Genomic DNA, 2075 nt, shown 5'->3' on the forward strand with positions numbered 1-2075 from the left:
TGTCTAGACAGTCCGGGACGAGCCTGTATGGTCGCCGTCGCTGTATGTCGCTCCGACCGGAACATCGGCAAAAGGGAGAACAAAGATGAGTTCAAACGGAAGCCATGGCGGCAGCGATAGCAGGCATATCGCGGTGATTGGCGGCGGCATCATCGGCTGCAGCGCGGCTTTCCATCTGCTGCGGTCCGGCGTGCGCCGGGTGACGGTCATCGATGCCGGCCAGCCGGGTGCCGCAACCACAAGCGCCGGTGCTGGCTTCGTCTCCCATTGGTCCGCCGGCATGATCCCGCTCGGTGAAGAGGGCTTTCAGCTGCAGCAATATGGCCTCGATTTCTATCGCAGGCTGCACGAGGTCGGCGCCGAGATTGGTTATCGGCCGAACGGCACCTTGATCATGGCGCTGACCGAGGACGGGCGCGAACGCTTCGTCCGCCCGGTGCTGGATTCTCCCTATGCGCCGCCGGAAATGCAGGACCTGGACGCCGTGCAGATCGGGCAGAAGATGCAGGGCCTCATCGATCCGGCCCGGGTCCATTCGGCGGCCTACAATCCGCACGGCATCCAGCTCGACACCAAGCTGGCGATGGGGGTGCTGACCGGCCAGATCAGCGAGCTCGGCGGCGTCTTCCGCAGCAACACACGCGTGACTGCCGTCCATGATGCCGGCGACCGGGTGACGATCGAGACCGACCAGGGCGGTCTTGAGGCTGATGGCGTGATTGTTGCCGCCGGCGCCTGGAACAACCAGGTCCTGTCAGGCCTTGGCTGGCAGTTGCCGCTGCTGCGCGTCGTTGCAACGCGCATCGTCACCGACGACCGTGGGCTGCCATCGACCATTCCCACCGTCCAGTGCCGCGAATTGCGGCTGTGGCTGCGCGAGACATTCGGCGCCATAATGTGGGGAACCGGCCGGCACTACAAACCTCTCAACAAGACGAACGACAGCGAAATCGAACCCGGCCAGCCGCACAATATCGGGCTGATGCAGGAAACCTCCGAGCAGGAGCTTGCCGAGTTGCAGACGGTGTTCCCGCCGCTGCGCGGTTCGACGATCGCGAGCTGGGCGCAAGGCGTGCCGTGCTACACGCCCGACAACAACCTTATCGTCGGCAAAGTCCCCGGCAGCGACAATATCGTGGTCGTCGGTGGCGACAATGAGAGCGGCGTCACCCATGGACCGGGTCTTGGCCGGCTCTCTTGCGAACTGGTTCTCGGGCAGACCCCGTTCGTTTCCGTCGAGCGGTTCCGTGTCGATCGCTACGCCTCCAACGCCTTCAAGTCGGAAGCCGAGATCGAGGCCGCCATGCCGGCCTGGGGCGCGCGTCACGAGGCGTCGCGGTTTGGTCGCGAGGCCTGATCGTCAGCTGCCCCCGGCGCTTGCCTGCAAGCTGTCGCCGACGCTGCCGAGCAGCGCCTGCGCCACCGCCCTGACAACCGGGCCGGCGTTCTTCCTCATGACGATGTGGAAGGAGCCGGCGTGGCGCCGCGAGGTCTTGGTCAGCCGGACGAGCTGGCCGCGGCGCAGATGCTCGTCGGCAAATCCCGCCCAGGCGAGCGCCGCGCCGCGCCCGGCGATGGTTTCGTGTATCATCGACATGTAGCCGGTGAACCGAGGTCCGTCGAGTTTCCGGTCGGTTCCGACCCACGATTGCCAACTGTCGATCGCGCCCGGCGGCGTCACCTGATGCAGCAGCGGCACTGCCAGGAAAGCCTCAGGCTCTTCCGAGGCGAGCGCCGGATAACGCGCCAGGAACGCCGGCGCGCAAACCGGGAACCACTCACCCTCGAGCAGTTTTTCGGTCACGAAGTCGGGCCATTGCCCGGCTTCGCCGAAACGGATCGACAATGCCACTTCAGGCTGGTCGAAATCCCTGTAGTCGGTGGATGTCTGCAGCAGCACCCGGCCATCGGCAACCTGCGATGTGATGAGGCCGAAGCGCGGCATCAGCCATGCCTGCGCGAAGTCGTGGCTGCAGCCGACCACGAATGTATCGCTGTCGTGCGCGGTCAAATCCTCGACCGCTTGCCTGATGGTGCCGAGACCCTCGCGGATCGCTTCGGCCAGCGTGTTGCCG

2 protein-coding genes are annotated in these 2075 nt (G+C 65.3%); one reads left to right on the forward strand and one right to left on the reverse strand.

The annotated features are described in order from the left end of the window. The first annotated feature begins 85 nt into the window (after positions 1–85). Positions 86–1357: an FAD-binding oxidoreductase gene (locus EN879_RS33330; protein ID WP_063167556.1), complete on the forward strand. Its 1272-nt coding sequence runs from the start codon at positions 86–88 to the stop codon at positions 1355–1357. A gap of 3 nt (positions 1358–1360) precedes the next feature. Here the strand turns inward: EN879_RS33330 and EN879_RS33335 are convergent. Then, positions 1361–2075, reverse strand: a 715-nt coding sequence (locus EN879_RS33335; protein WP_127274579.1) for a LysR substrate-binding domain-containing protein, incomplete at its 5' end; no start/stop codon positions are given.

Source organism: Mesorhizobium sp. M7A.F.Ca.AU.002.02.1.1, assembly GCF_003998535.1.
GTDB classification, from domain to species: Bacteria; Pseudomonadota; Alphaproteobacteria; order Rhizobiales; family Rhizobiaceae; genus Mesorhizobium; species Mesorhizobium ciceri.